The following is a 22,060-nucleotide window of genomic DNA, read 5'->3' as shown; positions in this document are numbered from 1 at the left end:
AAGATATAGAGCCGAACATATATGCCTTTTACACTTGGTCAACGCTGGATCAGCGATACAGAAAGCGAATTGGGACTTGGTACTGTTGTCGCCATGGATGCGCGAACCGTCACTTTACTTTTCTCATCGACGGGCGAAAACCGTCTGTATGCGCGCAGTGATTCCCCCGTGACCCGCGTGATGTTCAATCCTGGCGATACGATAACAAGCCATGAAGGCTGGCAGCTGCATGTCGATGAAGTAAAAGAAGAAAACGGCCTGCTTGCCTATATCGGAACCCGCCTGGATACCGAAGAAACCGGTGTCATGCTGCGTGAAGTACTGCTCGACAGCAAACTGGTATTCAGCAAACCACAAGATCGCCTGTTTGCTGGCCAGATTGACCGCATGGATCGCTTTGCTCTGCGCTATCGCGCCCGTAAATTTCAGAGCGAACAATACCGTATGCCGTGGAGTGGGTTGCGTGGTCAACGTACCAGCCTGATTCCTCACCAGCTGAACATTGCCCATGATGTTGGTCGTCGTCATGCGCCTCGCGTTTTACTGGCAGACGAAGTGGGTTTAGGTAAAACCATTGAAGCCGGGATGATCCTGCATCAGCAACTGCTTTCCGGCGCCGCAGAGCGCGTGCTGATCATCGTCCCGGAGACATTACAGCATCAGTGGCTGGTCGAAATGCTGCGCCGTTTCAACCTGCGTTTTGCACTGTTTGATGATGAGCGTTATGCAGAAGCGCAGCACGACGCCTACAACCCGTTTGAAACCGAACAACTGGTCATCTGCTCGCTGGACTTTGCCCGTCGCAATAAACAGCGTCTGGAGCACCTGTGTGACGCCGAGTGGGATCTGCTGATTGTCGATGAAGCCCATCACCTGGTGTGGAGCGAAGACGCGCCCAGCCGCGAATATATGGCCATTGAACAACTGGCAGAACGTGTGCCGGGCATCCTGCTGCTAACCGCTACACCGGAGCAGTTGGGCATGGAAAGTCACTTTGCACGCCTGCGCCTGCTGGACCCGAGCCGTTTCCATGATTTCGCCCAGTTTGTTGAAGAGCAAAAAAATTATCGTCCGGTCGCCGACGCCGTCGCCATGTTACTGGCAGGCAACAAGCTGAGTAACAATGAGCTGAACATGTTAGGCGACATGATTGGCGAGCAGGACATTGAGCCGCTATTGCAGGCGGCAAACAGCGACAGCGAAGACGCCCAGAGCGCGCGTCAGGAGCTGGTTTCGATGCTGATGGACCGCCATGGCACCAGCCGTGTGCTGTTCCGTAACACCCGTAACGGTGTGAAAGGCTTCCCGAAACGCGAGCTGCATACCATCAAGCTGCCGCTGCCGACCCAATACCAGACGGCGATTAAAGTCTCCGGCATTATGGGCGCGCGTAAAAGTGCAGAAGACCGGGCGCGCGACATGCTCTACCCGGAACAGATTTATCAGGAATTCGAAGGCGACACCGGCACCTGGTGGAACTTTGACCCGCGCGTGGAATGGCTGATGGGCTACCTGACCAGCCACCGCTCGCAAAAAGTATTAGTTATCTGTGCAAAAGCCACCACCGCGCTTCAGCTGGAGCAGGTTCTGCGCGAACGCGAAGGTATCCGCGCTGCCGTATTCCATGAAGGGATGTCGATCATTGAGCGTGACCGCGCCGCAGCATGGTTTAGCGAAGAAGATAGCGGCGCCCAGGTAATGCTGTGTTCTGAAATCGGCTCCGAAGGGCGTAACTTCCAGTTCGCCAGCAATCTGGTGATGTTTGACCTGCCGTTCAACCCGGATCTGCTGGAACAGCGTATTGGCCGTCTGGACCGTATTGGTCAGGCGCATGATATTCAGATTCACGTTCCGTACCTGGAAAAAACCGCGCAATCTGTGCTGGTGCGCTGGTACCACGAAGGTCTGGATGCGTTCGAACACACCTGCCCGACCGGCCGTACCATCTATGACACGGTCTATAACAATCTGATCGGCTACCTGGCTGAACCAGAAAATACCGAGGGCTTTGACGATCTGATCAAAACCTGCCGCGAACAGCATGACGCGCTGAAAGCACAGCTGGAGCAAGGTCGCGATCGCCTGCTGGAGATCCACTCTAACGGCGGCGAAAAAGCACTGGCGTTGGCTGAGAGTATTGAAGAACAGGACGACGATACCAGCCTGATCGCCTTCGCCATGAACCTGTTTGATATCGTCGGTATTAATCAGGATGACCGTGGCGACAATTTAATCGTGCTGACGCCGTCCGATCATATGCTGGTGCCGGATTTCCCTGGGCTGCCGGAAGATGGCTGCACCATTACGTTCGAGCGCGATGTCGCCCTGTCGCGTGAAGATGCCCAGTTTATTACCTGGGAGCATCCGCTGATCCGCAATGGTCTGGATCTGATCCTCTCCGGCGACACCGGAAGCAGCACTATTTCGTTGTTAAAAAACAAAGCATTACCTGTTGGTACACTGCTGGTTGAGCTGGTCTATGTTGTTGAAGCGCAAGCGCCGAAACAACTGCAGCTAAACCGCTTCCTGCCACCAACGCCGGTACGCATGCTGCTGGATAAAAACGGCAATAACCTTGCTGCACAGGTTGAGTTCGAAACCTTTAACCGTCAGCTCAGCGCCGTTAACCGCCACACCGGCAGCAAACTGGTCAACGCCGTGCAGCAGGATGTTCATGCCATTCTGCAACTCGGTGAAGCGCAGGTGGAAAAATCAGCCCGTGCGCTGATCGACGCAGCGCGTAAAGAAGCTGACGAGAAGCTGACGGCAGAACTTTCCCGTCTCGAAGCGCTGCGTGCCGTTAACCCGAACATCCGTGATGACGAACTTAGCGCAATTGAAAGCAACCGTCAGCAGGTGATGGAAAGCCTGGATCAGGCGGGCTGGCGTCTCGATGCCCTGCGCCTGATCGTCGTGACGCATCAGTAACGGAGCCATACATGGGGATGGAAAACTACAATCCGCCGCAGGAACCCTGGCTGGTCATCCTGTATCAGGATGAACACATTATGGTGGTCAACAAGCCGAGCGGCTTGTTGTCTGTGCCAGGTCGTCTGGATGAGCACAAAGACAGCGTGATGACGCGTATTCAGCGCGATTATCCGCAGGCTGAATCCGTGCATCGTCTGGATATGGCAACCAGCGGCGTGATTGTAGTCGCGCTAACCAAAGCGGCAGAGCGCGAGCTAAAACGCCAGTTTCGCGAGCGCGAACCGAAAAAACAGTATGTCGCACGCGTCTGGGGGCATCCTGCTCCGGCCGAGGGTCTGGTTGATTTACCGCTGATTTGCGACTGGCCAAACAGACCAAAGCAAAAAGTATGTTATGAGACCGGGAAATCGGCGCAGACCGAGTATGAAGTCGTGGAGTTCGCGGCGGATAACACCGCCCGGGTCGTGCTCAAACCCATTACCGGACGCTCCCACCAGCTGCGTGTGCATATGCTGGCTTTAGGGCATCCTATCCTGGGCGACCGCTTCTATGCTCCGCCGGAAGCTCTCGCGTTAGCGCCACGCCTGTTGCTGCATGCAGAGATGTTAACCATCACGCATCCCGAATACGGCAACAGTATGACGTTTAAAGTCCCGGCGGATTTTTAAATTCTGAGCCAATTTATGCCGGGGGCGCTTCGCTTGCCCGGCCTACATTCATTAACGTAGGCCGGATAAGGCGCTAGCCGCATCCGGCAATTCAATCACTTGAATCCTTTTTGATCCTTAATCAGCTCGTAAGCTTTTTGGATTTCCTGCGCTTTTTGCTTCGCCATTTCCATCATCTCTGGCGGCAGACCTTTCGCAACCAGTTTGTCCGGATGGTGCTCGCTCATCAGCTTACGGTAAGCGCGCTTGATGGTGGTCGCATCGTCGGTCGTTTTCACACCCAGCACATTACAGGCGTCTTCCAGCGTCGGGCCGCGTTGCGCCTGCTGCCAGCCACCGCCGCCAGACTGCTGCTGATATCCGCCGCCAAACTGTGCGCCGCCCTGCATCATGCGCAGGAACTGATCAAATTGGGTGCGTGAGATCCCCAACTCTTCAGCAATCACATACAGCACTTCACGTTCGTTAGGATGCAACGACCCATCGGCAAATGCCGCCTGGATCTGAATCTCCAGAAACATGCGGATCAGATCGAATCGCCCAAAACAGACGCTGCGAAACTGACGCATCTTTTCACGTAATGGGTAATTATCCGATTTTCCTACCCGGAAGGCATGTTGTGCTGCCGTTCGCGAGTCACCGTGCAAATTCATCCGATCCATCAACAGGCTGGCGATATGAATATCGGCTTCCGTGACACGACCTTTGGATTTGGTCAGATGTCCCATCACCTCAAAAGTGGTGGCAAAAAACAGCGCCTGGCGTTCACGTTGGTTGGCAAACCACGCCATTTTGCGCATGCGGGCTTTGTCGAACATGTGGCCAACTAACAGCCCCAGAACCACACCCCAGAAGCCGCCGCCCATCATTAAGGCCACGGCTACACCAATTATCTTTCCCCAATACTGCATAGACTCCCCAAATCTTTCCGCTCTCAGCCAGGCTATGTCCCACAATATAAGGTGCTTTTACCGATTTACGGCTGCGGTCAATTGTGGGACATCGCCTATAATTTGCATTATCATACCTGTCATTCAATGCCGTGCCTAACACCACAAACGCTATACCCGTTGGATTTCGAGTTGCAGCAAGGCGGCAACGTAGTGAGTCCCCTGGAGCTTACCCATGTAAGTGACGGGGGTGAACGAGGAAGACAACGAAGATGCAGCTTGAAAGGTGGCGGGTATAAAATGGGCAGGATTAATACTAGCGAAGTGAAGATGAGATAAGTTAGGCTGTGACCGTTTGTCACGCGCGACGCTACTGATGATGGAACAATAAATACAACGTATGAAAAAACGTATTCCCACTCTTCTGGCCACCATGATTGCCAGCGCCCTCTATAGCCATCAGGGCCTGGCAGCCGATCTCGCCTCACAGTGTATGCTGGGCGTGCCGAGCTATGACCGTCCTCTGGTACAGGGCGAGACTAATGAGTTACCCGTCACCATCAATGCCGACAACGCAAAAGGGAATTATCCCGATGACGCGGTGTTTACCGGCAACGTGGATATCGCACAGGGTAACAGCCGCCTGCAGGCCGACGAAGTACAGCTTCATCAGAAGCAGGCTGAAGGCCAGCCGGAGCCAATACGTACCGTCGATGCGTTGGGCAATGTCCATTATGACGACAATCAGGTTATTCTAAAGGGGCCGAAGGGCTGGTCCAATCTGAATACCAAAGATACCAACATCTGGGAAGGTGATTACCAGATGGTCGGCCGTCAGGGGCGCGGGAAAGCCGACCTGATGAAACAGCGTGGGGAAAACCGTTATACCATTCTGGAAAACGGTAGCTTTACCTCCTGTCTGCCAGGTTCCGATACCTGGAGCGTCGTCGGTAGCGAAGTTATCCACGACCGTGAAGAACAGGTCGCAGAGATCTGGAACGCCCGTTTTAAACTGGGTCCGGTTCCGGTCTTTTACAGTCCTTATTTACAGTTACCCGTCGGCGATAAGCGCCGTTCCGGTTTCCTGATCCCGAACGCAAAATATTCCACCAATAACTATTTTGAGTTCTACCTCCCGTATTACTGGAACATTGCGCCCAATATGGACGCCACCATCACGCCACATTATATGCACCGTCGTGGCGGGATCATGTGGGAGAACGAATTCCGCTACCTCACCCAGGCGGGTGCGGGCTTGATGGAGTTCGACTATCTGAATTCCGATAAAGTGTACGAGGACGAACATCCGAAGGATGACAATTCACGTCGCTGGCTGTTCTACTGGCAGCACGCCGGTGTACTGGACCAGGTGTGGCGTTTCAACGTCGACTACACCAAGGTCAGCGACACCAGCTACTTTAACGATTTCGATAATAAATACGGTTCCAGTACCGACGGCTACGCCACGCAGAAATTCAGCGTCGGCTACGCGGTACAAAACTTTGACGCTACGGTATCGACCAAGCAGTTCCAGGTCTTCGACGCACAAAACAGTAATAGCTACTCTGCGCAGCCGCAGTTAGACGTCAACTACTACCAAAACGACGTTGGTCCGTTTGATACCCGTATTTATGGCCAGGCGGTCCATTTCGTCAATACCAATGACAACATGCCGGAAGCAACGCGTGTTCACCTGGAACCAACGATCAATCTGCCGTTGTCGAATAACTGGGGCAGTATCAATACCGAAGCGAAGCTGCTGGCAACGCACTATCAGCAGACCAATCTGGATTGGTACAACAACAACCCGAGTAACGTTAACAAGCTCGACGAGTCAGCCAACCGCGTCATGCCGCAGTTTAAAGTTGACGGCAAAATGGTATTCGAGCGCGACATGCAAATGCTGGCACCGGGCTATACCCAGACGCTGGAGCCACGCGCGCAGTACCTGTACGTACCGTATCGCGACCAAAGTCATATCTATAACTATGACTCATCCTTGCTGCAATCTGACTACAGCGGCCTGTTCCGTGACCGTACTTATGGCGGTCTGGACCGTATTGCTTCTGCCAACCAGGTGACGACCGGGGTCACATCTCGCGTTTATGATGACGCTGCCGTTGAACGTTTTAATATTTCTGTGGGTCAAATCTACTATTTCACCGAGTCTCGCACCGGCGATGACAACATTAAATGGGAGAATGACGACAAAACGGGTTCACTGGTATGGGCGGGCGACACCTACTGGCGTATCTCCGATCGCTGGGGTTTACGCAGTGGGATCCAGTACGACACGCGTCTGGATAGTATCGCCAACAGCAGCAGCAGTATCGAATACCGTCGCGATGAAAACCGGATGCTGCAGTTGAATTACCGTTACGCCAGCCCGGAATATATCCAGGCGACTCTACCGTCTTACTACTCTACGGCAGATCAGTATAAAAACGGGATTTCGCAGGTGGGCGCGGTGGCAAGCTTCCCAATTGCTGAGCGTTGGTCGATTGTTGGCGCTTACTACTTCGATACCAACGTGAACAAAGAAGCAGATTCAATGCTGGGCTTACAGTACAACTCCTGCTGTTACGCCATTCGCTTTGGCTACGAACGTAAGCTGAACGGTTGGGATAATACCCAGCAACACGCGATTTATGACAACACGATCGGCTTTAATATCGAACTGCGCGGTCTGAGCTCCAACTACGGTCTCGGCACCAACCAAATGCTGCGTTCGAACATTTTGCCGTATCAAAGCTCTTTATGATCTGATTGATTTACAACGTAATCCGCATTGCGGTTAATTGAAATGGAAAAAGTATGAAGAACTGGAAAACGCTGCTTCTCGGTATCGCCATGATCGCGAATACCAGTTTCGCTGCCCCACAGGTAGTCGATAAAGTTGCAGCCGTCGTCAATAACGGCGTCGTTCTGGAAAGCGACGTCGATGGCTTAATGCAGTCAGTAAAACTGAATGCAGGTCAGGCAGGTCAGCAATTACCGGATGACGCTACGCTGCGTCATCAGATCCTGGAACGTTTGATCATGGATCAAATCCTCCTGCAAATGGGTCAGAAGATGGGGGTGAAAATCTCTGACGAGCAGTTGGATCAGGCTATTGCCAACATCGCCAAGCAGAACAACATGACGCTGGATCAGATGCGCAGCCGCCTGGCACAGGATGGCTTAAGCTATTCAACCTATCGTAGCCAGATCCGCAAAGAGATGACCATCTCTGAAGTGCGTAACAACGAAGTTCGCCGTCGCATCACCATCCTGCCTCAGGAAGTAGATGCCCTGGCGCAACAGGTGGGCAACCAAAACGATGCCAGCACCGAGCTGAACCTGAGCCACATTCTGATCCCATTACCGGAAAACCCAACGTCCGACCAGGTTAACGCGGCTGAAAGCCAGGCGCGCTCTGTTGTTGATGAAGCGCGTAACGGTAGTGATTTCGGCAAACTGGCTATTACTTATTCCGCTGACCAGCAGGCGCTGAAAGGCGGCCAGATGGGGTGGGGACGTATTCAGGAGCTGCCGGGTATCTTTGCCCAAGCGTTAAGCACTGCGAAAAAAGGCGATATCATTGGTCCAATTCGTTCCGGTGTCGGCTTCCACATCCTGAAAGTCAACGATATGCGTGGCCAAAGCCAGAGCATCTCCGTGACTGAAGTTCATGCTCGCCACATTCTGCTTAAGCCGTCGCCGATCATGACCGATCAGCAGGCGCGTCTGAAGCTGGAACAAATCGCGGCAGATATTAAGAGCGGTAAAACGACCTTCGCGGCAGCCGCTAAAGAGTTTTCTCAGGATCCAGGCTCTGCCAACCAGGGCGGCGATCTGGGCTGGGCTGCTGCGGATATTTTCGACCCTGCTTTCCGCGATGCGCTGACCAAACTTAACAAAGGCCAGATGAGCGCCCCGGTGCACTCCTCTTTCGGTTGGCATCTGATCGAACTGCTGGATACGCGTAACGTTGATAAAACTGACGCAGCGCAGAAAGACAGAGCTTACCGTATGCTGATGAACCGTAAATTCTCGGAAGAAGCAGCAACCTGGATGCAGGAACAGCGCGCCAGCGCTTACGTTAAAGTTCTGAGCAACTAATGACTCGTGCTCAACGCGTTGTTATCACTCCCGGCGAACCCGCCGGGATTGGCCCGGACCTGGTGGTTCAGCTCGCCCAGCGCGATTGGCCTGTAGAACTTGTTGTCTGTGCGGATGCAGCACTCCTCAATGACCGGGCAGCGATGCTCGGGTTACCGCTTTCACTCCTCCCCTACTCTCCAGATACCCCAGCCAAACCGCAATCAGCAGGCACATTGACGCTGTTACCGATTGCGCTGCGGGCACCTGTTGTCGCGGGTCAGTTGGCGGTAGAAAACGGGCAATATGTGGTGGATACGCTGGCTCGCGCCTGCGATGGTTGTCTGCAAGGTGAGTTTGCGGCGCTGATCACCGGCCCGGTTCACAAGGGCGTTATCAATGACGCTGGCGTCCCGTTTACCGGACATACCGAGTTTTTTGAAGAGCGCTCACAGGCAAAGAAAGTTGTTATGATGCTGGCGACCGAAGAGCTGCGCGTTGCCCTGGCAACCACGCATTTGCCGCTCAGAGCCGTTGCCGACGCCATTACGCCCGCCCTGCTTCAGGAAGTGATCGGCATTTTGCATCATGATTTACGCACCAAGTTCGGCATTGCCGATCCGCATATTCTGGTGTGCGGTCTTAACCCGCATGCTGGTGAAGGCGGTCATATGGGAACGGAAGAGATAGATACCATCATTCCGGTACTCGATGAACTGCGTGCGCAGGGAATGAAATTAAACGGTCCGCTGCCCGCAGATACGCTGTTTCAGCCCAAATATCTCGACCACGCGGATGCCGTGCTGGCAATGTACCACGATCAGGGTCTCCCCGTGCTAAAATACCAGGGATTTGGTCGCGGTGTGAATATCACGCTGGGCCTGCCCTTTATTCGCACATCCGTCGATCACGGCACCGCACTTGAACTCGCGGGCCGTGGACAAGCAGATGTCGGCAGTTTTATTACGGCGCTTAATCTCGCCATCAAAATGATTGTTAATACCAATGAATAATCGAGTCCATCAGGGCCATTTAGCCCGTAAACGTTTCGGGCAGAACTTCCTCAACGATCAGTTTGTGATCGAAAGTATTGTCTCTGCTATCAACCCGCAGAAAGGTCAGGCTATGGTAGAAATCGGCCCGGGCCTGGCGGCATTGACCGAACCAGTAGGCGAACGTCTGGACAAGCTCACGGTCATTGAACTCGACCGCGATCTGGCAGCACGCCTACAGACACACCCGTTTTTAGGGCCTAAGCTGACGATTTATCAGCAAGATGCCATGACCATGAACTTCGGCGAACTGGCACAAACGATGGGACAGCCGCTGCGCGTATTCGGCAACCTGCCGTACAACATCTCCACGCCGCTCATGTTCCATCTTTTTTCCTATACTGATGCCATTGCCGACATGCATTTCATGTTGCAAAAAGAGGTGGTGAATCGTCTGGTTGCAGGGCCAAACAGTAAAGCGTATGGTCGATTAAGCGTCATGGCACAGTATTACTGCAATGTGATCCCGGTACTTGAAGTACCGCCTTCCGCATTTACGCCAGCGCCTAAAGTTGATTCAGCCGTTGTGCGTCTGATCCCTCATACGACGATGCCGTACCCGGTTAAAGATGTTCGTGTGCTGAGCCGTATTACCACCGAAGCGTTTAATCAGCGCCGTAAAACAGTACGTAACAGTCTCGGCAACCTGTTTAGCGTTGAAGTACTGACAGAGCTGGGCATTGATCCGGCGATGCGAGCGGAAAATATCTCTGTCGCGCAATACTGCCGGATGGCTAACTATCTGTCAGAAAACGCGCCATCGAAGGAGAGTTAAACATGATCAATTCGCCCCGAGTGTGTATTCAGGTACAAAGCGTCTACATTGAGGCGCAATCCTCACCTGATGATGAACGTTACGTTTTTGCTTACACCGTAACTATCCGCAATTTGGGGCGAGCGCCTGTGCAGCTGTTGGGGCGTTATTGGTTGATCACTAATGGTCATGGCCGCGAAACCGAAGTTCAGGGTGAAGGCGTGGTTGGCGTCCAGCCCCACATCGAACCCGGCGAAGAGTACCAGTACACCAGCGGTGCGGTGATTGAAACACCGCTGGGCACCATGCAGGGTCATTACGAAATGATCGATGAACAAGGCATCGCCTTTACCATCGATATTCCCGTATTCCGACTCGCCGTTCCAACACTCATTCATTAAAACAATAACTATGGCGACATACCTTATTGGCGACGTTCACGGTTGTTACGATGAACTGGTAGCCTTGCTGCATCAGGTAGACTTTAATTCCGAAAAAGACACCCTATGGCTCACCGGCGATCTGGTCGCTCGTGGACCGGGCTCGCTGGACGTTTTGCGCTACGTGAAATCACTGGGCGACAGCGTGCGGTTAGTATTGGGTAATCACGATTTACACCTGCTGGCCGTATTTGCTGGTATCAGTCGTAATAAACCTAAAGACAGGGTCACATCGCTGCTCGAAGCACCGGATGCCGACGAATTACTTAACTGGCTCCGCCGTCAACCGCTGTTGCAGGTAGACGAAGAGAAGAAGCTGGTGATGGCGCATGCCGGTATCACCCCACAGTGGGACCTGCAGACGGCAAAAGACTGTGCTCGCGATGTTGAAGCCGTGCTGTCGAGTGACTCGTATCCCTTCTTCCTTGATGCGATGTACGGCGACATGCCCAATAACTGGACCCCGGAACTGACCGGGCTGGCGCGCCTGCGTTTTATTACCAACGCCTTTACCCGCATGCGTTACTGCTTCCCTAACGGTCAGTTGGATATGTACAGCAAAGAGTCACCAGAAGACGCACCTGCCCCGCTGAAGCCCTGGTTTGCCATTCCTGGACCTGTCAGTGAAGCATACAGCATTGCATTCGGGCACTGGGCATCGCTGGAGGGTAAAGGCACGCCAGAAGGTATTTACGCGCTGGATACGGGGTGTTGCTGGGGAGGGGATCTCACCTGTCTGCGCTGGGAAGACAAACAGTACTTCGTGCAGCCGTCAAATCGCCATCTGAATCTGGATCCTGGCGAAGCGGTCAACGCCTGATAGTCGTTTGCCGGATGCGGTGCTCGCACCTTATCCGGCCTACATTAGCTGGATGATAAGGCGTTTCGCCGCCATCCGGCACTTACAGTATTAACGACGTTCCAGAATCTCGAAGCAGTAGCTGTGAGAGTTTTGCGCGTCGGCATCGTGGAATTCACTGAACACCGATTCCCAGTCATCCGGTTCGTAGTCCGGGAAATGCGTATCCCCTTCCACTTCCGCATCAATGTGCGTCAGATACAGTTTCTGCGCTCTTGGCAGGAACTGCTCATACACACGCCCACCGCCAATTACCATAATTTCAGGTTCATCGCCGCAGGCCGCAATTGCTTCATCCACAGACTTCACCCACTGCACGCGATCGTCGGTGCCAGGCTTACTGCTGATGACGATATTTTTACGCCCAGGTAACGGTCGCCCGATGGATTCCCAGGTATGGCGTCCCATGACAACCGGCTTGTTTAAGGTATTACGTTTAAACCAGGCGAGATCGGCAGGGAGGTTCCACGGCATGGCGTTCTCCATACCGATGACGCGATCTACCGCTAACGCCGCAATCAGACTGATCATTGAATATTTCCCGGATACAAAAAAATTGTCGCCACTATACGGAAAGCGCAATCTTTCGTCGACTGGCGGAAAGAGGATGAACAGGAAAATTTTCCGTTCTGCTGGCGAACCGACCTATTTAAGGTGGTACGCCAGCATTACAGTAGTTCAAAAACAGCCAATTAGCAGTAAAGTTTGCAGAACATCACATTTTTTACCCTATGCTGACGGTTTCACTTCCGGCTCATCGGCGACGTCGCCCGTATGCTTACCTTCATCCGTGCCTTGCCAGCCATGGCGTTGAATTAACGATAAGTGCTGACGATCTTCCGCAATAATTTCACTCAGCATTGCGCTGGTGCGTTTATAAACGGCCGCGCGGGAAGTCGCGTCATTTTCCCCTTTCACCATCTCCTCTACCATCATGGTATTGAATCGGCGGAATACGTCAGCCCGCTCACGTGCCTCATAGCGCCCTAGCCCGAGACCTTCCAGTGCCAGACGTCCGGTCTTCAGTGCACCTTCAAAGGTTTCACGTTCCGGCATATCCACGCCCGCCTGGCGCAGGCGGATGTAATGGTCCACGTCGCGCGCACGAGCAATAATTTGCAGATGCGGGAAATGCTCTTTCACCATTTCGGTTAATTGCAGGCTGGTTTGCGGATCGTCAATGGCATTAATAATAACTTCAGCTTTCGCCGCCCCGGCAGACTCCAGCAGATCCATCCGGGTCGCGTCGCCATAGAAAACCTTCATCCCGAATTTACGCAGCGTTTCGATATGGTCCGGGTCATGATCAAGAACCACCATTTTGACCCCGCTCGACAACAGCAAACGACCGGTTATCTGGCCAAATCGCCCAAACCCGGCGATGATCACCCGCGGTTGCTCCTCATCGATTTCATCTGCTTCGCGCTCTTCTTCAGTCGCCGATTTTTCCAGACGCGTCAAAATCACCAGCAAAATCGGTGTAGCCGCCATCGACAACGCCACCGCCAGCGTCAGCGATTTCGCCCAGTCAGGATCGAGCACATTTGCCATTTGCGCCGCGCCAAACACCACAAAGGCAAACTCACTGCCCTGCCCTAATAATACGGCAAACCAGCGACGCTGCTTGTTCGGCACCTGCAACGGTTTCGCTATCAACCACAGCATGACGGTTTTGATAACCAGGAAACCGACCAGTAGAATGATAATGCGCAAGGGATTATCAATCAGCGTACCAAAGTCGATAGACATCCCTACACCGATGAAAAACAGCCCCAGCAGCAGTCCTTTAAATGGTTCAATGTCGCTTTCCAACGCGTGACGATACTCAGAGCTTGCCAGCAGCACCCCGGCCAGGAATGCCCCCATCGCCATCGACAATCCAACCTCTTCCAACAGCAGACCGAAGCCAAACACGAGGAACAGCGCAACGGCACTGAACACTTCCCGCAGGCCCGAACGGGCGACAAAACGCAAGGCAGGACGTGTGACATAACGACCTAACAGCACCACCAGCACCAGTGCGCCCGCTACCTTAAGGGCAGACAATGCAAACGCCCCAAGCGTTGTTGATGCGCCACTCGCTGCCAGTAATGGGATCATCGCCACCAGTGGAATAGCAGCGATATCCTGGAACAGCAGCACGGCAAACGCGCTGCGGCCCATTTGCGACACCATCAGGTTGCGTTCATTCATTGCCTGCATAGCGATAGCCGTAGAGGAAAGCGCCAGCGTCATGCCGATCAGCTCCGCTACCTGCCAGCGCAGGCCGAGGAACATACAGAACACACCAATCAGGCCTCCGCAGACCACCATTTGCAATGCGCCGCCGCCGAACACCGAGGCTCGCAGTTTCCACAAACGTTGCGGATCCAGCTCCAGACCAATGACAAACAGCATCAGCACCACACCGATCTCCGCAAAATGCAGGATGGATTCGGCGTCCGTCACCAGCCTCAGGCCCCATGGGCCGATAATGCACCCGGCGATGAGATACCCCAGTACCGACCCGAGTCCCAGCCGTACGGCGATGGGGACAATCAGTGCCGCCGATCCGAGATAAATCAGCGCCTGTATCAGCGTATGGCTATCCATGGTGTGCCTCCTGCCATTCCATCAGACGCTGTTTGTAGTGACGCGCCTGCGCTTGCAGGGTTTCATCATCACAGATAAACGTACAGTGCATCGCAAACGGCGGTAGCCATTTGAGGCCACAATAAAGTGCCGTCGCCTGTAAGGGTTGAGAAAGCACATCAAATCCGGGATGGGAGCCAATATCGAAGTGGTTTTCACCGCCGCCGGTCGTCACCGCCCACAGCAGATGTTTACCGTGCAGCGCAGTACCGCCATGGCCATACGCCCAGCCGTGCGAAAGGACTTTATCCATCCACAGCTTGAGTAATGGAGGTGTGCTGTACCACTGCATCGGATGCTGCCAGATGATCAAATCAGCGCGTGCCAGCGCATCCTGTTCAGCGGCAATATCGATATTGAAGTCGGGGTAGAGCTGGTAGAGCGAGCGGATCTCCACGCCCTCCAGCGTCCTTGCCTGTTCAAGCATCCGCTTATTCGCATGCGAATGCTGCGGATAGGGATGCGCATAAATGATGAGGATCATGATTAGCCTGTTTCACTGCATTATTGTAATAACAGTGAGTTTAGTCACTTAATCCACAGGCTAACAGTCAATATTATTGAGTGGCTGAATGGAGAAAACTGAACTAGTTATCCAGTTCACTCATATCTTTAACCTGATCGCGGTTAATCTGTTCCGTCTTACCCGTTTGCGCATTTTTATACGACACCAGGCCAGTATCATCATCGACTTGCGGTTTGCCGTCAGTGACGATTGTTTTGCCATCGGTGGTTTTAACCGCCTGGTTTGAGGAACAACCGGCCACGGTAAACAGTGCTGCTGCGGTAAAAATTGAGGTGATCAGGATATGTTTTTGCATGGTGTTCTCCCTGCTTTTCAGTTGTTTTCAGTGATATACCCAGTTAACTGTAGGCTAACTGACTGAGTTGCAGGGAAAATACAGAACACTCCTAATAACTCGCCCTGGCCACGGGCTTACTGCGAATCGTCATTTGACTGGTTTGCGCCAGCGTCAGACCTCGCGTTTCCGGGGCGAAAGCGATGGACACAAGCAGGCCAATCAGCGAAATTCCTGCGCCCATCAGCATGACATTGCTGATCCCGTATTTGGTAATGAACACCGGCAGCGCCCATGTTGAAACAATGGTGCCGATGCGGCTTAAGGACATAATCACCCCGACGGCAGATGCGCGAATGTCAGTAGGGAACAGTTCATTTGGGTACAGCCACTGAAGATTTCCCGGTCCCCCCGAGAAAAAGGCGTACACGGCAAACGCCAGCACCACCAGCCACGCTCCCATATCAGGAATTAACCCCAGCACGGCCAGCGCCAGCGTCATCATAATAAAGCTGCCAATTAACAATGGCCGACGGCCCGCACTATTGAGCCAGAACATGGGCGGAATGCACCCCAGCATAAAGCACAGGCTTATCACCACATTGCCCAACGCCGCGCTTTTCCCGGCACCAAGCCCCAACAGTCCAACAATCTGCGGACCAAAGGTATAAATGGCGAACATCGGGATCACCTGACAGGTCCAGATAGCGGCGACAAACAGGACAAACGGGAAATGACGGCGGTTAAACAGCTGCAGGAAGCGCGTCTCCTGCGGCGCCTCTTCGTCGAACACCACCGGTTCGCCGAACAGTTTGATCATCATCGCTTCACACTCTTTCACCCGACCTTTACGCAGCAGCCAGCGCGGCGATTCAGGAAGATCGAAGCGCCCAATCAGGATCAAAATACAAGGGATCACCGCGCTGCCCAGCATCCAGCGCCATCCTCCTTCAACATCATACAGCCAGTAACCGACCAGATCGGCACAGGTGGCGCCGACATACCACATCGCGGCGATAAAACCGATGGAGAAAGCGCGCTGGCGGGTATTGGAGAACTCGGTAATCATCGAGGTAGCAATCGGATAATCGGCACCAATCACAATACCGATCAGCACACGCATTACCAACAGCTCAATGGGCGAGGAAACAAACATGGTTGCCGCCGATATCACGCCAATGGCAATAATATCGATGATAAACATTTTGCGCCGCCCGACCTTATCGGAAATGTAGCCAAACAGCGACGTCCCCACAAACAGACCGGCGAGCGTGCCAGCCCCCAGTAGACCAATCCACTGTGCGTCCAGTTTCAACGCTGGCGTGAGCTGTTCCAGCGCCACGCCAATCATCACCAGCACATAACCATCCAGAAATGGCCCACCGCTTCCCCACAGCATTATCCGGCGGTGAATAGAGGTAAATTTGATGTCATCAAAGTTCCTGGGCTGCTGCATAGCGACTTCCTGTTTCAATACGGGCAAAGCGTCATCTGTAGGCCGGATAAGGCGTTTACGCCGCCATCCGGCATTGGCGCCACATGATTGCCGGATGGCGACGCTACCGCGTCTTATCCGACCTACGGGTGCACAACCTCATACTTATTAGCCGTAGCGAAACTCCACGCCAAATGTCCCGCGCGGGTATTCCCACTTTTCGAGCGCTGTATCAAGTCCGAGAATGCGGCACGTTCCGCACTCCAGGCATCCGGCGTAATCAAAACGGACGCTGCCGTCGTCCTGTTTTTTATACAGTCCGGCCGGACAGGCCTTAATCAGTACTTCCAGCGCCTGTTTATCAGGATCGGTTTTGAGAATGATGTGCGGGCTGTCTTCATCCACATTGAACTTATTGACGCCCAGTTTGACGTCCACATTGACGGGAGATGTCATAATACGGTCACTCCTTTCAGGCCATCTTTCATCAGGTTGATGAAGCCCACTTTCTTCGCATGACGCAGGATTTTTTTGCGCATTGGCACCGGAGCAGAGCCATCTACGGTGAACAGGTCGCGCGCGATGCTGACCGCCATTTCGGGATAGGCGGTAAACATGCGTGGGTTATCTAGGAAAGCGGGAAGCTTCTGATACATGCGCATATCGCGCATTGGACCATCATCGAGATGCTGACGGTATTCGCCCAGCGACTGCTTGCTGAAGTCGTCGCGCTTCATCGCGGAAAGCACCGTTTTCGCGGCCGCTTCGCCTGCGGATATGGCGAGATCCATACCGCGGATGGTAAAGCCGAGGTTCATACACATTCCGGCAGCATCACCGGCAATCAGCACACCGTCACCCACCAGTTCAGGCTGCATATTCATACCGGCCTCCGGTACGACGTGCGCGGCATATTCCACCAGCTTGCCACCGGCGATCAATGGGGCAACCGCCGGATGCTGTTTGAAATCTTCCAGCATTTGTGGGACCGATTTTTTAGCATCTTTCAGATGATGAAGACCGCAGACCAGCCCCAGAGAAAGGGTCGTTTCATTAGTATAGAGGAAGCCCCCGCCCATCAACCCATCAGTTGGAGAACCGGCAAACAGGCAAGCTGCACCTTCGTTCCCCTGTAACTGGAAACGATCTTCAATCACCGATTTTGGCAATTCGATCAGCTCTTTTACGCCAACGGCAACATGCGATGCCTCAACGCGCTTTGCCATGCCCAGTTTTTCTGCCAACAAAGAATTCACCCCGTCAGCGAGGATCACCACTTTGGCTTCCAGAATATCGCCGTCGGCTTCCACGCCCACAACTTTGCCTTCGCGCTGCACAACGTTATCCACCCGAATACCGGTGATAAGCTGGGCTCCCACCTCCTCGGCCTGCTCCATCAGCCAGGCGTCAAATTTGCTGCGTAAGACGGAATAAGAAACCTGCGACGATGCAGCCTCTTCACCATTGCAATAGTCGATGGTCATCGCCCCTTTATCGGTCATAAAGGCGAGTTTTTCGTGGGTGATTATGCGTTCAATGGGGGCCTGCTCAGCAAAGCCGGGAATGATGCGTTCCAGGCTATGGGCATACATGCGCCCACCGGTGACATTCTTCGCGCCAGCAGAATTGCCGCGCTCGATGACCAGCACCTGTGCACCTTCCCGAGCCAGCACCAGCGCCGCAACCGAACCGGCCAGACCTGCACCCACGATGATGGCATCAAAGATATCTTCGGACATACGTACTCCTGTCAGTGGCAGGATACTTTCGCACCCTGCCCGAATGGTTTAACGCGCCAGAGCAGCCGTCAGCGCAGGCAGGATCTTCAGCGCATCGCCAACGATGCCAAAATCTGCGTACTGGAAGATCGGCGCATTTTTATCTTTGTTGATGGCGAAAATCGTCTGCGCGCCGTTGGCGCCGACCATATGTTGGATCTGCCCGGAGATCCCCACGCCCAGGTACAGTTCTGGTTTGAGCATCAGGTTGGAAATGCCGACGTAGCGTTCGTGCTCCATCCACTTCTCGTTTTCCGCCACTGGACGGGAACAGGCCAGCTCAGCGCCAATCGCCTGGCACAGCGCTTCGGCCAGCGAGATATTTTCTTTGCTACCAATACCGCGTCCCACGCTGACCACCAGACGGGCTTTGTCGAGATCGACGCTGTTGCTCTGACGCGCCTGCGTTGCCGTACGGGTCACGGCGATAGTCGGAGCCTGCCACTGGACGGTGTGCACCTCGCCGCTGCGGGCAGTATCCGGTTGCTGCGCGTCAAACGTTCCGCTACTGAGAGTGATCACGGCAAACAGTGAAGCGATTGTTTCTGCTCCCATCGCCAGGCCGCCGTAGACCATATGTTTGACCGCCGCTTTTCCGTCCTGTACTTCGACTGCGCTGGCGTCGTTTGAGACCGCAGCCGACAAGCGAAAGCCCAGCTTTGCCGCTAACAGCTTGCCCCGACGCGTATTCGGCAGCAGCACCGCGCCGCCCTCGCTGTGCTGACGAATGGTTTCGGCCATCGCATCGGCGTAGTCTTCAACCATACGGTCTTCTGGTTTGCCGCTGAGCAGCCAGACATGATCTGCGCCTAAATGGCATGCCGCCGCGCTGTCCTCATCGCTGAGCACAAACGTGTTAACGTTTTCACCTAAAGCCTGCGCACCATTCATCAGTTCCGGCAGACGAGAAGGGGTATCGCTGAATACCCAGACACTGGAAAATTTGTTCATAACATCCCCTGATAATTAAATGATTTTGCGAAGATTCTCGACAAACGCGGCAATCTGTTCTTCACCGTCACCTTCAATCACAACGCGCTGACGCTCGCGCTGCTTCGGTGCGGCAACCTGTTGTTCGGAATACGCTTGCGCGCCGTTCAGCCCAATGTCCGCAGACGACCAGACCTGGACCGGTTTTTTCGCTGCACCAAGAATGGCTTTCATGGAAGGGATTTGTGGGGTGTTGATATCCGTAGAAACTGCGATCACCGCCGGGAGCGGGATGCTTAGCGTTTCAACTTCATCTTCCAGTTCACGCTCTACCGTCAACGTGCTGTCGGTAAGCGAGAGGATTTTACTCACGCCGTTAATCGCCGGCACGTTCAGCATTTCGCCCACCAGCAGACCAACCTGCTGTGCATAAAGATCGGAAGAACCGTCGCCGCAAATAAGCAGATCAAAACCTGATTTTTGTGCGGCGGCAGCCAGCGCAGTGGCGGTTTGTTGCGGCAGCGCCTGTTCAAATTGATCGTCAATGACAACAATCAGTTCATCAGGGCCACGGGAGAGCACATCTTTGCGCCCTTTTGCATTGGTCAGCGCTTTGCCGCCGACGCTCATGGCCACAACCTGAGCCTCTCCCACCTGCTGTTTTAACTGGCAAGCCGCTTCGATCGCATTCAGATCATATTGGCTGATTTTGCCATCTGCTTTGCTGAAATCGAGTGTTCCATCAGCATTATTAATCGCAATATCCTGCTCATCAGGTACGCATTTGTAGCAAGTAATTATCTTCATTGCATCTCCAGAAATCATGAAGGAAACGTATTTATATCGGCGGTGTTAAATACAGATATCACGCTCTTTAATTCGGAAATAAAACATTAATCACCAATATTGAAAATGTCACACATTGATATTCGTAACTTTCAATAGTGTTATGCACCTCACCAATATTGAAAGAAACATGTCAAATACGAAAATTTTCAATATTGTTTGCTGGTTCAACAATATTGAACGTCAGTCACTTAAAAAAGTTAAAAAAGAAACATCAACATTATGATTAATAAGGAAATTATTTGTATTTTCAGACAAAATAACCAGCATAAGAAAGTGTGACGCAGATAACAGAATAGCCGGAAATGAATACCCATTATGAGTTACTCACTGAGGCGCCCAGAGGTTAAAAAGTTATCAACAAATCATTAATAATAAATAAACAAACGATCACATACGGGCACGCTAAATAAATTTCGTTTTCACACTGGAATTCACTTATGAAAAATGAAAAGAGAAAGTCGGGAATTGAACCGAAGGTTTTTTTTCCGCCATTAATAATTGTTGGGATACTTTGTTGGTTAACAGTAAGAGATCTTGATGCCGCTAACGTCGTTATTAATGCGGTATTCAGTTATGTCACCAACGTCTGGGGTTGGGCATTCGAATGGTATATGGTCGTCATGCTCTTCGGCTGGTTCTGGTTGGTCTTTGGCCCGTATTCGAAAAAGAAATTAGGCGACGAAAAACCTGAGTTTAGTACCGCCAGCTGGATTTTTATGATGTTCGCCTCCTGTACATCTGCTGCAGTTCTGTTCTGGGGCTCTATTGAGATCTACTACTATATTTCCACACCGCCGTTCGGTCTGGAACCAAATTCCACAGGCGCGAAAGAGATAGCTCTGGCGTACAGCTTGTTCCACTGGGGACCGCTGCCGTGGGCGACCTACAGCTTCCTTTCAGTCGCGTTCGCCTACTTCTTCTTTGTACGCAAAATGGACGTTATCCGCCCCAGTTCCACGCTGGTACCGTTAGTTGGCGAGAAGCATGCTAAGGGCTTGTTCGGCACCATCGTCGATAACTTCTATCTGGTGGCGCTGATCTTCGCGATGGGCACCAGCCTCGGTCTCGCTACCCCGCTGGTAACCGAGTGTATGCAATGGCTGTTCGGTATTCCGCATACGCTGCAACTCGACGCCATCATCATTACCTGCTGGATCATATTGAACGCCATTTGCGTGGCCTGCGGCCTGCAAAAAGGGGTCAAGATCGCCAGCGACGTACGTAGTTACCTGAGCTTCCTGATGCTCGGCTGGGTGTTTATCGTCAGCGGCGCCAGCTTCATCATGAACTACTTCACCGACTCGGTCGGCATGCTGCTGATGCATCTGCCGCGCATGCTGTTCTATACCGATGCCATCGGCAAAGGCGGCTTCCCGCAGGGCTGGACTGTTTTCTACTGGGCGTGGTGGGTTATTTACGCTATCCAGATGAGTATCTTCCTGGCACGTATTTCTCGCGGTCGTACCGTACGTGAACTGTGTTTCGGGATGGTACTGGGCCTGACCGCTTCCACCTGGATCCTGTGGACCGTCCTTGGCAGCAACACGCTGCTGCTGATGGATAAAAACATTCTCAACATCCCGCAACTGATTGAACAACACGGCGTGGCGCGCGCCATTATCGAAACCTGGGCTGCTTTACCGCTCAGCACCGCCACCATGTGGGGATTCTTTATCCTCTGCTTTATTGCCACCGTCACGCTGATTAACGCCTGCTCCTACACCCTGGCGATGTCCACCTGTCGCGAAGTTCGTGATGGTGAAGAACCGCCGCTGTTGGTGCGTATCGGTTGGTCCGTTCTGGTCGGCGTCATCGGCATCGTTCTGCTGGCGCTGGGTGGGCTGAAGCCCATTCAGACCGCAATTATCGCCGGGGGATGTCCGCTGTTCTTCGTCAACATCATGGTGACGCTGTCCTTTATTAAAGACGCCAAAGTGCACTGGAAAGACAAGTAATTCTTATT

The 22,060-nt window shown here is 53.2% G+C and carries 19 protein-coding genes; 9 read left to right on the top strand and 10 right to left on the bottom strand.

Annotated elements, in window-relative coordinates; all coding sequences use genetic code 11:
• Positions 1 to 21 precede the first annotated feature (21 nt).
• Both rapA and rluA read left to right on the top strand, forming a co-directional pair.
• Positions 22 to 2,928 (top strand): RNA polymerase-associated protein RapA, encoded by a 2,907-nt coding sequence (gene rapA, locus OGX83_RS01510; protein WP_048236149.1) that lies wholly within the window; start codon positions 22 to 24, stop codon positions 2,926 to 2,928.
• An 11-nt stretch (positions 2,929 to 2,939) separates the two neighbouring features.
• Positions 2,940 to 3,599 (top strand): bifunctional tRNA pseudouridine(32) synthase/23S rRNA pseudouridine(746) synthase RluA, encoded by a 660-nt coding sequence (gene rluA, locus OGX83_RS01505; RefSeq protein ID WP_003018849.1) that lies wholly within the window; start codon positions 2,940 to 2,942, stop codon positions 3,597 to 3,599.
• A 95-nt stretch (positions 3,600 to 3,694) separates the two neighbouring features.
• Here rluA and djlA read toward each other — a convergent pair whose 3' ends face one another.
• Positions 3,695 to 4,510, bottom strand: coding sequence for a co-chaperone DjlA (gene djlA, locus OGX83_RS01500; RefSeq protein ID WP_235125468.1), 816 nt, complete (start codon positions 4,508 to 4,510; stop codon positions 3,695 to 3,697).
• 379 nt (positions 4,511 to 4,889) lie between these two features.
• On the opposite strand from djlA, the gene lptD reads away from it, so the two are divergent.
• From lptD to apaH, 6 genes are read left to right on the top strand one after another with little or no spacing between them, the layout of a single operon-like run.
• Positions 4,890 to 7,250 (top strand): LPS assembly protein LptD, encoded by a 2,361-nt coding sequence (gene lptD, locus OGX83_RS01495; RefSeq protein ID WP_286587253.1) that lies wholly within the window; start codon positions 4,890 to 4,892, stop codon positions 7,248 to 7,250.
• 53 nt (positions 7,251 to 7,303) lie between these two features.
• Positions 7,304 to 8,590, top strand: a complete 1,287-nt coding sequence (gene surA, locus OGX83_RS01490) for a peptidylprolyl isomerase SurA (RefSeq protein WP_032942346.1) — start codon at positions 7,304 to 7,306, stop codon at positions 8,588 to 8,590.
• Complete coding sequence (gene pdxA, locus OGX83_RS01485; RefSeq protein ID WP_008786171.1) at positions 8,590 to 9,582, top strand: 4-hydroxythreonine-4-phosphate dehydrogenase PdxA; 993 nt, start codon at positions 8,590 to 8,592, stop codon at positions 9,580 to 9,582. Before surA ends, pdxA begins: the two co-directional genes overlap by 1 nt.
• On the top strand, positions 9,575 to 10,396 hold the full coding sequence (gene rsmA, locus OGX83_RS01480) for a 16S rRNA (adenine(1518)-N(6)/adenine(1519)-N(6))-dimethyltransferase RsmA (RefSeq protein ID WP_286587252.1): 822 nt from the start codon (positions 9,575 to 9,577) through the stop codon (positions 10,394 to 10,396). Before pdxA ends, rsmA begins: the two co-directional genes overlap by 8 nt.
• 2 nt (positions 10,397 to 10,398) lie before the next feature.
• Positions 10,399 to 10,776, top strand: a complete 378-nt coding sequence (gene apaG / locus OGX83_RS01475; protein WP_003018867.1) for a Co2+/Mg2+ efflux facilitator ApaG/CorD — start codon at positions 10,399 to 10,401, stop codon at positions 10,774 to 10,776.
• A gap of 10 nt (positions 10,777 to 10,786) precedes the next feature.
• The gene (apaH, locus tag OGX83_RS01470; RefSeq protein WP_003829612.1) at positions 10,787 to 11,635 is read left to right on the top strand and encodes a bis(5'-nucleosyl)-tetraphosphatase (symmetrical) ApaH; all 849 of its coding nucleotides are present in this window, start codon (positions 10,787 to 10,789) and stop codon (positions 11,633 to 11,635) included.
• 90 nt (positions 11,636 to 11,725) lie between these two features.
• Here the strand turns inward: apaH and folA are convergent, their stop codons facing one another.
• The 9 genes from folA to OGX83_RS01425 form a co-directional block, all read right to left on the bottom strand.
• Positions 11,726 to 12,205, bottom strand: a complete 480-nt coding sequence (gene folA / locus OGX83_RS01465; protein ID WP_284880814.1) for a type 3 dihydrofolate reductase — start codon at positions 12,203 to 12,205, stop codon at positions 11,726 to 11,728.
• 198 nt (positions 12,206 to 12,403) lie between these two features.
• Positions 12,404 to 14,266: a glutathione-regulated potassium-efflux system protein KefC gene (gene kefC, locus OGX83_RS01460; RefSeq protein WP_003829616.1), complete on the bottom strand. Its 1,863-nt coding sequence runs from the start codon at positions 14,264 to 14,266 to the stop codon at positions 12,404 to 12,406.
• On the bottom strand, positions 14,259 to 14,789 hold the full coding sequence (gene kefF / locus OGX83_RS01455) for a glutathione-regulated potassium-efflux system oxidoreductase KefF (RefSeq protein ID WP_003829618.1): 531 nt from the start codon (positions 14,787 to 14,789) through the stop codon (positions 14,259 to 14,261). The genes kefC and kefF overlap by 8 nt, the downstream gene beginning before the upstream one ends.
• Before the next feature lie 103 nt (positions 14,790 to 14,892).
• On the bottom strand, positions 14,893 to 15,126 hold the full coding sequence (locus OGX83_RS01450; protein ID WP_003018880.1) for a YgdI/YgdR family lipoprotein: 234 nt from the start codon (positions 15,124 to 15,126) through the stop codon (positions 14,893 to 14,895).
• A gap of 91 nt (positions 15,127 to 15,217) precedes the next feature.
• Positions 15,218 to 16,561 (bottom strand): MFS transporter, encoded by a 1,344-nt coding sequence (locus OGX83_RS01445; RefSeq protein WP_250671374.1) that lies wholly within the window; start codon positions 16,559 to 16,561, stop codon positions 15,218 to 15,220.
• Positions 16,562 to 16,708: 147 nt separating this feature from the next.
• Positions 16,709 to 16,996, bottom strand: a complete 288-nt coding sequence (gene fixX / locus OGX83_RS01440) for a ferredoxin-like protein FixX (protein ID WP_000203736.1) — start codon at positions 16,994 to 16,996, stop codon at positions 16,709 to 16,711.
• A complete protein-coding gene (locus tag OGX83_RS01435; protein ID WP_286587251.1) occupies positions 16,993 to 18,279 on the bottom strand; it encodes an FAD-dependent oxidoreductase in 1,287 nt (428 codons plus the stop codon). Before OGX83_RS01435 ends, fixX begins: the two co-directional genes overlap by 4 nt.
• Positions 18,280 to 18,327: 48 nt before the next feature.
• Positions 18,328 to 19,269 carry an electron transfer flavoprotein subunit alpha/FixB family protein gene (locus tag OGX83_RS01430; RefSeq protein WP_286587250.1) on the bottom strand — a complete coding sequence of 314 codons (942 nt, stop codon included), beginning with the start codon at positions 19,267 to 19,269 and terminating at the stop codon, positions 18,328 to 18,330.
• A gap of 15 nt (positions 19,270 to 19,284) precedes the next feature.
• A complete protein-coding gene (locus OGX83_RS01425) occupies positions 19,285 to 20,055 on the bottom strand; it encodes an electron transfer flavoprotein FixA (protein WP_032942343.1) in 771 nt (256 codons plus the stop codon).
• 479 nt (positions 20,056 to 20,534) lie between these two features.
• Between OGX83_RS01425 and caiT the strand changes: the two genes are divergently transcribed.
• Positions 20,535 to 22,052 (top strand): L-carnitine/gamma-butyrobetaine antiporter, encoded by a 1,518-nt coding sequence (gene caiT, locus OGX83_RS01420; RefSeq protein WP_279850915.1) that lies wholly within the window; start codon positions 20,535 to 20,537, stop codon positions 22,050 to 22,052.
• Positions 22,053 to 22,060 lie beyond the last annotated feature (8 nt).

It is taken from the genome of Citrobacter sp. Cpo074 (genome assembly GCF_030332745.1).
GTDB classification, from domain to species: Bacteria; Pseudomonadota; Gammaproteobacteria; order Enterobacterales; family Enterobacteriaceae; genus Citrobacter; species Citrobacter portucalensis.
Note: the sequence above shows the minus strand (reverse complement) of the source record. Positions and strands in the feature narration are given on the sequence as shown.

Bases quoted from the DNA above. Each gene is read 5' to 3' on its own strand.
- fixX (WP_000203736.1), bottom strand. From the start codon at position 16,996: ATGACATCTCCCGTCAATGTGGACGTCAAACTGGGCGTCAATAAGTTC.
- OGX83_RS01425 (WP_032942343.1), bottom strand. From the start codon at position 20,055: ATGAAGATAATTACTTGCTACAAATGCGTACCTGATGAGCAGGATATT.
- kefF (WP_003829618.1), bottom strand. From the start codon at position 14,789: ATGATCCTCATCATTTATGCGCATCCCTATCCGCAGCATTCGCATGCG.
- apaH (WP_003829612.1), top strand. From the start codon at position 10,787: ATGGCGACATACCTTATTGGCGACGTTCACGGTTGTTACGATGAACTG.
- OGX83_RS01445 (WP_250671374.1), bottom strand. From the start codon at position 16,561: ATGCAGCAGCCCAGGAACTTTGATGACATCAAATTTACCTCTATTCAC.
- djlA (WP_235125468.1), bottom strand. From the start codon at position 4,510: ATGCAGTATTGGGGAAAGATAATTGGTGTAGCCGTGGCCTTAATGATG.
- rapA (WP_048236149.1), top strand. From the start codon at position 22: ATGCCTTTTACACTTGGTCAACGCTGGATCAGCGATACAGAAAGCGAA.
- folA (WP_284880814.1), bottom strand. From the start codon at position 12,205: ATGATCAGTCTGATTGCGGCGTTAGCGGTAGATCGCGTCATCGGTATG.
- kefC (WP_003829616.1), bottom strand. From the start codon at position 14,266: ATGGATAGCCATACGCTGATACAGGCGCTGATTTATCTCGGATCGGCG.
- rsmA (WP_286587252.1), top strand. From the start codon at position 9,575: ATGAATAATCGAGTCCATCAGGGCCATTTAGCCCGTAAACGTTTCGGG.
- OGX83_RS01435 (WP_286587251.1), bottom strand. From the start codon at position 18,279: ATGTCCGAAGATATCTTTGATGCCATCATCGTGGGTGCAGGTCTGGCC.
- pdxA (WP_008786171.1), top strand. From the start codon at position 8,590: ATGACTCGTGCTCAACGCGTTGTTATCACTCCCGGCGAACCCGCCGGG.
- rluA (WP_003018849.1), top strand. From the start codon at position 2,940: ATGGGGATGGAAAACTACAATCCGCCGCAGGAACCCTGGCTGGTCATC.
- apaG (WP_003018867.1), top strand. From the start codon at position 10,399: ATGATCAATTCGCCCCGAGTGTGTATTCAGGTACAAAGCGTCTACATT.
- lptD (WP_286587253.1), top strand. From the start codon at position 4,890: ATGAAAAAACGTATTCCCACTCTTCTGGCCACCATGATTGCCAGCGCC.
- OGX83_RS01430 (WP_286587250.1), bottom strand. From the start codon at position 19,269: ATGAACAAATTTTCCAGTGTCTGGGTATTCAGCGATACCCCTTCTCGT.
- surA (WP_032942346.1), top strand. From the start codon at position 7,304: ATGAAGAACTGGAAAACGCTGCTTCTCGGTATCGCCATGATCGCGAAT.
- OGX83_RS01450 (WP_003018880.1), bottom strand. From the start codon at position 15,126: ATGCAAAAACATATCCTGATCACCTCAATTTTTACCGCAGCAGCACTG.
- caiT (WP_279850915.1), top strand. From the start codon at position 20,535: ATGAAAAATGAAAAGAGAAAGTCGGGAATTGAACCGAAGGTTTTTTTT.